Here is a 7642-nt window from a genome sequence, read left to right on the forward strand (position 1 = left end):
ATCCCCTCGGTCTTTTATGACCTATCCACTTTACGCCATCACTTCCTCTCTTTTCTTTCTCTTCCAAATTCAACTTCACTTCAAGATACAATCTAAATCAAGTTCGTTATAACGCGCGTACATGTGAGTTTGGGTTTTATAATGTTTGATGTTGCAGTGTATTCCTGTGGCTAAAAAGGCAGCATCAATTCTGTGGCTAGCCTCAGTGCATGAACCAAGCGGAAGGCTTGGGTTGAGCACGCCTTCAAAGGATTCTTCGGCGGTAAGTTCCTCCGATATGTTTAAAGTGTAAGCATAAGGATATCCAAAGCCAAGTCCGCCGCCTGCTTTTAAGAAAATGCCATCGGCATTATATTCATCAGCAAAAGGAGCTAAGCCGGCTTCGTAAAATTTGGGAACGAAAGCATCGCAAAAACCTGCTGCATTTTCTGGAATCTGAATTTCAGCTTCAACTTTGGCTTTCACTTCTTGAATGCGATCTAAAATAGGTTGAGGAAGATTGCGGGGATCAAAAGGAACTTTAAGGCAAAGTGCATCGAAGCTTGGGAGATAGTCTTTCCAGTTGTCGCTGTTTAACATGAACTGGAGCTCGTCCGTTAGCTCCAAGGCATCTGGGTTTGCACCTACAGCGCAGTTATACTGTACTTCGTTCTGTTTTACGGTTTCGATTCTTTTGTGGGTAATGTTTTCTGGAATAGGCGTGCAAAAGTCCTTAACATTGAAGTTCCTTTCATTATCGGGCGGAAGGATGGAAAAGGTGCTAAGTTTTTTAGCAACAATTCCCACAATCTGCTTAAAAGCCTTAAAATATAGAATATGTTGAAATATAAGCAGTTTTTAAAGAATTTTATTCAACCCATTTCGTATGATTTTTAAGCACTTTTCACGGAAAGAATGGCTTTATGAAAAAAACACTTTTAGTTGTAGCGGCACTTGAGGATGAGCTTTCTGGGCTTCGGGCTGCTTTTGGTTCAGATGCGCGTGTGCAGCTGCTTAAAACCGGCATGGGTGCAAAGCGCATGCAGCAGGCTTTGCAGCAAGCGTGCGAAGAAGCAAGTCCAGACTTTATTTTGCACCTTGGCTTTTGTGGTGCGCTTCAAGCTTCGTTTAAAAGTGGCGATCTCATTTTCTCGCGCCAAATTATGCACGCTGGAGGAAAATGTGTTGAAATAACCACTCCAGAATTGGAAACCGCAACAGCAATCTGCAAACAATTTTGGCTTTCATTTCACGAAGGCAAAACGCTTCAAGTGGAAAAACTTATTTCGCTCGCGCAGGAAAAAAAGCAGTTGCATGAACACTTCAACGCTCTCAGTGTGGACATGGAAAGCTTTGCGCTTGCCGATTTTTGCGTTCAAGAAAAGATTCCATTTTTTGTAGTGCGTTCTGTTTTTGATACCGCGCGCCACACACTTCCCAACTTTGGATGTGCGCTGGATGTTTTTGGAAAAGTGAGACCGCTGCATTTTGTAAAGCATTTGCTTTTTCATCCGCGCGATTTTTTTCTCTTACCTCAGCTTGCTTTCTGTGCTAGGAAGGCGAAACTTTCTCTCAACCTCTTTACTCAAGAATGGATTCAACTATGGCTTCAAAAAAACGACTCATAATTCTTTCACTTCTTTTCTTGCTGGGCATTGGTTTTTTGCTTTGGCAACAATATGGAAATAAAGTGTGCAGCTTTTTTGCAAAGCCGCTTGCAGAGCTTTCGTTAGAGCAAAAGCAAAATATTCTTTCACAGCACATCCCCGCAGATGCAGAAATAGTCTTGTTTTTAGACGCATCGCTTGTTTCCGAAAACCATTTGGCAAAGTTTGATTTTTTTCCACAAGACAAAGAGTGGGTGAAAACTTTTTTTCATGAAATGAATATGCAAAAAGGAATGTTAGCTTCCATTGGAAAAATCAATTCAAGTGGAAAGCTAGAGTTTGCGCACCTTTTGCTTGGCGATGTAAACGAAAAAACTTTTCGTGAACATTTGCTCAAAACTTTTTCAACCGATCTTGTCTTTGAACAAACCGAAGAAAAAGGTTTTCGTTGGAATACCATTAAAGATGATGACGCAGCATATGAACTTGGCTTCAGTTTTTCAGAAAGCGAAAAACCCTATCAGCTGCTAGCCTTTGGTACAAAAGCACTTGCGCGTCAGATGCTTGAAACAAAAACGCACGAAAAATTTGCGCCAAACAATTCTCGTTTATACGGTTATGTTAATCCAAGCGAGCGTTTGCTGTCGTTGCTTCCAGCTGAATTTTCAAGTTTGCAAAAAATAAGCTTGAAAGATGAAAGTGGAATGTTGAATGTGCTCTTTTCCTTTTCAGACAAAAGCAAAATGGAAGCAGCAAGGCTTTACCTTTCAGGCCTCAAAACTTTATTCAGCTTAAGGCAAAGCGCGCCAAATACATGGTTCCAACATTTAGATAAAGTAGAGCTCAAAGCCGAAGGCACAAACTTGCTGGCATGCTTTCCTTTGTAGCTTTTATCTCTTCAGGTATCTATTCTGAATAATGGTGATATTGAAGTTAAGTTTATGAATTATATTGACATTTTCTATTCATCAATCTATTCTTAAACCATGCAAATTAAGCCCTTAGATCAAGAATTACTGTTTGAGAACGTTTTAAAACACCTCTCAAGGTTTGGCCCAATAAAAGCTCAGCAAGTGTGTGAAGCTCTCAAGATAAGCCAGCCCACCTTTTCAAGGCTCATTTCAGAAAAATCTTCAATTCTTCGTATTAGTCGTGGGCCTCAAACGCTTTACGCCACGTATCGTTTAGGTGCTTGGGGAAAAGAAGAAGTTCCCATTTACATCATTGATAAAAAGGGGAGTTTGAGTCATCCGGTAGCAACGCTACATCCGCTTGCTCCAAAAGGTTTTTATCTTGAATCGCATTCAGAAATATTTACCAGCAAAATTTATGAACATCTTCCTTACTTTTTTGAAGATGTAAGGCCTTCAGGTTTTTTGGGAAGGCTTGAGCCAAAGCTTTATCCTGAACATCATTTTCCTTCAGATATTAATCTCTGGACGGAAGACCATGCCCTTACCTATCTTGCCAGATGTGCTTGGGATCTCATCGGAAATTGTGTCATCGGAGAAAATTCTTACAATCTTTATTTAGAACACAGGTTTCAACGCACAGATGTATGTGATGAAAAAGCGCGATCATCGCGTTATCCAGAAATTGCAAAACAAGTACTAAATTATGGTGTTCCTGGTTCTTCAGCTGCAGGCGAACACCCAAAATTTCTTTCCATTCGAAAAACAAAGAAAAAAAAATTACTTCCAGTGTTGGTAAAATTTTCTCCCCCAGTTAAAGATAGTGTCAGTCAACGTGTTGTCGATTTGCTTGTATGCGAACATATTGCTCATGAAGTGTTAAAAAAATGCGGTAAAAAAGTTTCTTGTTCTTCGCTTCTTAGAGGAAATGATGGAAGAGTTTTTTTAGAGATAGAACGTTTTGATCGAAATGCATTGGGTGGTCGCTATGGTGTTATTTCATTACGTGCACTTGATCTTGAGTTTGTAGGGCAGCTTAGCTCTTGGTCAGAAACCGCCGAAGCTTTGCATCAACAGAAGAAAATCAGCAAAGCAACATTGCAAGATATTCTGTGGATGGAAGTCTTTGGAAAGCTTATTGCGAACACAGACCGTCATCATGGGAATCTTTCTTTTTTTTGCGAGGGTGAACACGTAAAAGAGCTTGCTCCCGTTTATGATATGTTGCCGATGCTTTATGCTCCGCAGCAAAATCAAATTGTTGAGCGAGAGTTTACTCCAGAGCCGCCAAAGTCTTCTGAAATAACAGTGTGGAAGGATGCTTTGTCTGTGGCGATTTCATTTTGGAAAAAAGTTCAAGCTCATTCCGACATTTCAAAAGAGTTCAAAAAAGTGACAACTTATAATGAAGAAAAAATTAGGGCCCTTCAACTGTAAGCTAAAAAAACCTTCGGAAAAACTGGAGGGCTGCGTTTGCGGCTAGGTGGCGTTCGATGTCTAAGGTTAAGATGTGGCGTGAGTCAGAGAAGGTGGCTGTTTCTATTACGTCGGAACCGGCCAATTTTTTGATGAGCTTTACATTCGAGTAGGGTGCGACAATATCTAGCTTTGAATGCAGCAGCAAAAGTGGGTTTTTCACTTTGTGCAAATTTTTTTTCACTTCTGCTTCAAGTTCCAAAAGTTGCAACGCCGCAGCAATGGGCATGCGCGGCAAAGATTGCTGCATGTACAATCTCAAGCCTTCAGGATCGGCAACGCTGTCGCGAAAGTTCTTTGCTACTGATTTCAGCACATATTTGAGTGGAGAATTTTTAATCAACGGCAGCAAAAAACGATTGTAAAACGGAAGCTGCAACGGAGTAGACATAAGGGCCAGCGCGCGAATGCCTTCGTCTACTTCACTTGCCAGTTTCAGCCCCAAAAGCGAACCCACCGACATTCCCACATAGTAGACTTTGTCCACTTCTTTCGAAAGTTGCGTGTAAGCCTTCAAAACCGTCTCGTACCAGTCTTCCCATGTGGAATCTGCCAAATCTTCCACCGTTCCACCATGGCCAGCCAAGCAGGGGGTGACCACGCGAAAGCCATTTTCGGTGAGCTTTTTGGTGATGGAGAGCATTGTAGCGGGTGAGCTGGTGAGCCCATGTATTACAAGACATCCGTGCATAGTCGGGCAGAGGTATCACAACGTTAATAAGTTGACAAGAAACAGATGAGTGAATTAGTCCACACAAGAAATTTCACTACAGCAGATTTTCCTTTTGAGGTTTGAATTTATGTTGCAGCAGCTTTTTCTTTCCATTCATGCAGACCTCGAAGCGTGCGAACGAGCGCTCACGACACACTTAGAGTCCACCTCGCAGCCGCTTATTCGCCAGGTTTCCGGGTATGTGGTGGCAAATGGTGGAAAGCGTCTTCGTCCAGCGCTTTTTTTATTGTGCGCGCGAATGGCTGGTGCGTCTGATGCAAACCTTCCGCATATTGCAGCAGCTTTTGAGATGATTCACACTGCCAGCTTGTTGCACGATGATGTGGTGGACAATGCTTTGCTTCGCCGTGGCAGGCCTTCCACCAAAGCCAAGTGGGGCAATCAAATCAGCGTGCTCGTGGGAGATTTCCTGTGGACAAAGGGTTGCGGGCTATTGGTGCAATATGGCAGCTTGCGTTTGTTGGACATTGTAACGCGTTCTATTATTTGGCTCACCGAAGGTGCTGTTGCCGAAATCAGCAAACAAAATGATATTCATATTGGAACCGAAGGCTATTTTGAAATTATCCGCGGAAAAACGTCTTCACTTTTTGGAGCCTGTTGCGAAGGTGCTGGAGAAGTAGCTGATATTTCCGAGCCGTTCATCGAGGCGCTGAAGCGCTATGGTATTGATCTTGGTGTTGCCTTTCAGTTGGCCGATGATGCGCTTGATTATGTCTCGGACGAAAAAGTGTTTGGCAAAACAGCCGGCGGCGATCTCCGCGAAGGCAAAATGACCTATCCTCTTATTGTGGCATTAGAAAAAGCCAACGAAGAAGAGCAAAAACTTTTACACAATACCCTCATCGCTGATCATGTGACTGATGCCCATTTTCAACGAGTGTTAGACGTCATCAAAAAATACGATGGCATCGAAGAAACCTTGAAGCTTTCACGCGAGTATGCCGAAAAAGCAAAAGCTCAACTTCAGTTGTTCAAGCCATCCATCGAACGCGACGCATTGCTTGCAGCAACTGACTATGCCGTTGATAGGGTTGAATAACATTTTTCAAGTAGAGTGATATGTCAGAAAAACTAAGTGTCAAAATTTTTCAAACTCGTGCCGAAGCCGAGATGGCACAAAGTTATTTGCAGTCCGAAGGCATTCGCTGCCAAGTGAAGGCTGATGACTGCGGCGGCATGCATGCTCATCTTGCTACCAAAACTGGCGGAGCACATTTGCTGGTGAGTGAGAAAGATTTTGCTCAAGCCCAGCGCTTACTTTCCAAGAAAAAATAAGCAACAATAAAAAACCCTGCTGTGATGTTCATCACAAACAGGGTTTTTGCGCACAGAGAAACGAGGGTTATTTCCCTGCAGTGCCGGTTTTTGTTGGTGTGCTTCCTGCTTTTCCTTCCACTGCAACATACTGCGAAATGCGTTCGTACAATTTGTTGCCGATGCCTTTTACATTTGTGATTTCTGCAGCAGAAGCAAATGGATGCGCACTTCGGTAATCCATGATGGCTTCAGCTTTTGATTCGCCAATGCCAGGAAGCGACATCAACTCTTCAAGCGAAGCCTTGTTCAGGTCAACAAGGTTTGCTGGTGCTGCGTGAAGCTTTTGCGTGCCCAGCGTGAAAAGGGCGACGCACAAACAAACTACGGTGATGATGCTAGACTTTTTTTTCATCTTGATTCTCCTTTGTGGTTTTTCTGTTACGAATGTGAATGGTTCCGCTTTGTGGAATGAGATCGAGATACGCATTGATGGAGCCATCTCGATTCACAAAAGCCGAACCGATTTTGGTCCAGCTTGGTTTTTTCCCCTCTTTGCCTTCAGCAATGTGAAAGACATCTTTGGGGACTTGTACATTTTCCATATTTCCTCCAGGTGAAGTTTCTTTGAGGAAGAGCAGAACTTGTGCCAGAAAAAGGGTTTGGTTTTTAAAGTTATTTTTGTGTGGGGATGTGTCGAAGTGAACACGAATGATGAAATAAAAACAGAGAGCCCTTTCCTTCAAGATTTCTTTCATGCTGAAGCAACTTTTTCCAAAATGAACCGATAAATAAAGTATATGGCCGTATTTTTCCCAAAAACCTCAGCTTTTTTGCCTAGAACGCCTCCAATTTCACCTTCGGCTGGTTTTGGCACCATTGCTTCCCCGCCTATTTCTGCATCTTCAGGCTTGGGGCGCCAAAATATGGCAACGATGCTTTCGGCAAGAGCGTTGCCCTTGTTAGTAAGTGTTCCCGGATTTGCCTTCGCTCAACAATCAAGTGATGGCAGTGGAGATATCTCTTTGCCAACTGCAGCCATATGGGTTGGAGGAATATTGACTGTTACTGCACTTGTTGCAGCCCTGCATCAAGCACTCAGAAAACCGCGCAGCGCTGTGGAGCGTGTTGAGCAGTTTGGCAGAACCGAAGTTTCTGTTTCTGATGTGTATATTGATCCCACTGAATATGAAGGCCCTGCTCTTGAAATTGAAGATGTTGATGTTGAGGAGGATCTTACTGTTTTAGATCCTGATGATCCCGATCTGGAAATAGTAGAAGGAGCACTTCCAGAGCGTTTTGTTTGGTATAAAGGTGGAGTAGATTTAAGTGCCCACGCTGGAGATGCAGCATTTGAAACTTATGCCGCTCAGTATGAGGAAGCTTTCGACCTTTTAGTTGACGGGATTGAATATAGGATGCAGCAAAAAGTTGTCGCGGCCTATCAAGCGTTGCACAAGATGAAAAACACTAGAAAAACACTTCTCGCAGCTGTGGCCATTGCGATTTCCTTTGCAAAATACGACAAAGCACTAGAATTGCTGCAGAAAGCTAGAAGCATTCCCCAATCAGCAGCTTTCGACTGTATGTAGTTCCCCCTGAAAAACCCATTTTTTCAAGATAGCGGACCTTGAGCGGTGTGTTTTTTCGGAGGCTCAACAAAAATCAACCTCAAAAAA

At 42.9% G+C, this 7642-nt stretch carries 9 protein-coding genes; 6 read left to right on the plus strand and 3 right to left on the minus strand.

The window, feature by feature from the left end:
* Positions 1 to 75: 75 nt before the first annotated feature.
* Positions 76 to 786 (minus strand): hypothetical protein, encoded by a 711-nt coding sequence (locus COV43_02720; GenBank protein PIR26081.1) that lies wholly within the window; start codon positions 784 to 786, stop codon positions 76 to 78.
* 116 nt (positions 787 to 902) lie between these two features.
* On the opposite strand from COV43_02720, the gene COV43_02725 reads away from it, so the two are divergent.
* The 3 genes from COV43_02725 to COV43_02735 all read left to right on the plus strand — a co-directional run bounded on the left by COV43_02725 (position 903) and on the right by COV43_02735 (position 3934).
* Complete coding sequence (locus COV43_02725) at positions 903 to 1607, plus strand: hypothetical protein (GenBank protein ID PIR26082.1); 705 nt, start codon at positions 903 to 905, stop codon at positions 1605 to 1607.
* Entirely contained in the window at positions 1571 to 2473 is a 903-nt protein-coding gene (locus COV43_02730) for a hypothetical protein (GenBank protein ID PIR26083.1), read from the plus strand. Before COV43_02725 ends, COV43_02730 begins: the two co-directional genes overlap by 37 nt.
* A 99-nt stretch (positions 2474 to 2572) precedes the next feature.
* Positions 2573 to 3934 carry a hypothetical protein gene (locus COV43_02735; protein PIR26084.1) on the plus strand — a complete coding sequence of 454 codons (1362 nt, stop codon included), beginning with the start codon at positions 2573 to 2575 and terminating at the stop codon, positions 3932 to 3934.
* Between the two features lies 1 nt (position 3935).
* Here the strand turns inward: COV43_02735 and COV43_02740 are convergent, their stop codons facing one another.
* Positions 3936 to 4664: a hypothetical protein gene (locus COV43_02740; GenBank protein ID PIR26085.1), complete on the minus strand. Its 729-nt coding sequence runs from the start codon at positions 4662 to 4664 to the stop codon at positions 3936 to 3938.
* A gap of 109 nt (positions 4665 to 4773) precedes the next feature.
* Here COV43_02740 and COV43_02745 point away from each other — a divergent pair, with 109 nt between their 5' ends.
* The gene (locus COV43_02745) at positions 4774 to 5748 is read left to right on the plus strand and encodes a hypothetical protein (GenBank protein PIR26086.1); all 975 of its coding nucleotides are present in this window, start codon (positions 4774 to 4776) and stop codon (positions 5746 to 5748) included.
* 20 nt (positions 5749 to 5768) lie between these two features.
* Positions 5769 to 5984, plus strand: a complete 216-nt coding sequence (locus COV43_02750; protein ID PIR26087.1) for a hypothetical protein — start codon at positions 5769 to 5771, stop codon at positions 5982 to 5984.
* A 67-nt stretch (positions 5985 to 6051) separates the two neighbouring features.
* Here COV43_02750 and COV43_02755 read toward each other — a convergent pair whose 3' ends face one another.
* Positions 6052 to 6465, minus strand: a complete 414-nt coding sequence (locus tag COV43_02755; protein PIR26088.1) for a hypothetical protein — start codon at positions 6463 to 6465, stop codon at positions 6052 to 6054.
* 298 nt (positions 6466 to 6763) lie between these two features.
* On the opposite strand from COV43_02755, the gene COV43_02760 reads away from it, so the two are divergent.
* Positions 6764 to 7555, plus strand: a complete 792-nt coding sequence (locus COV43_02760; protein PIR26089.1) for a hypothetical protein — start codon at positions 6764 to 6766, stop codon at positions 7553 to 7555.
* Positions 7556 to 7642: the final 87 nt, after the last annotated feature.

This window comes from Deltaproteobacteria bacterium CG11_big_fil_rev_8_21_14_0_20_42_23, assembly GCA_002796345.1.
Lineage (GTDB): Bacteria > UBA10199 > UBA10199 > 2-02-FULL-44-16 > 2-02-FULL-44-16 > 1-14-0-20-42-23.

Excerpts from the sequence above, each read along its gene's own strand:
- COV43_02730 (PIR26083.1), top strand. The coding sequence starts at position 1,571 with ATGGATTCAACTATGGCTTCAAAAAAACGACTCATAATTCTTTCACTT.
- COV43_02740 (PIR26085.1), bottom strand. The coding sequence starts at position 4,664 with ATGCACGGATGTCTTGTAATACATGGGCTCACCAGCTCACCCGCTACA.
- COV43_02760 (PIR26089.1), top strand. The coding sequence starts at position 6,764 with ATGGCCGTATTTTTCCCAAAAACCTCAGCTTTTTTGCCTAGAACGCCT.
- COV43_02745 (PIR26086.1), top strand. The coding sequence starts at position 4,774 with ATGTTGCAGCAGCTTTTTCTTTCCATTCATGCAGACCTCGAAGCGTGC.
- COV43_02750 (PIR26087.1), top strand. The coding sequence starts at position 5,769 with ATGTCAGAAAAACTAAGTGTCAAAATTTTTCAAACTCGTGCCGAAGCC.
- COV43_02735 (PIR26084.1), top strand. The coding sequence starts at position 2,573 with ATGCAAATTAAGCCCTTAGATCAAGAATTACTGTTTGAGAACGTTTTA.
- COV43_02755 (PIR26088.1), bottom strand. The coding sequence starts at position 6,465 with ATGGCTCCATCAATGCGTATCTCGATCTCATTCCACAAAGCGGAACCA.
- COV43_02725 (PIR26082.1), top strand. The coding sequence starts at position 903 with ATGAAAAAAACACTTTTAGTTGTAGCGGCACTTGAGGATGAGCTTTCT.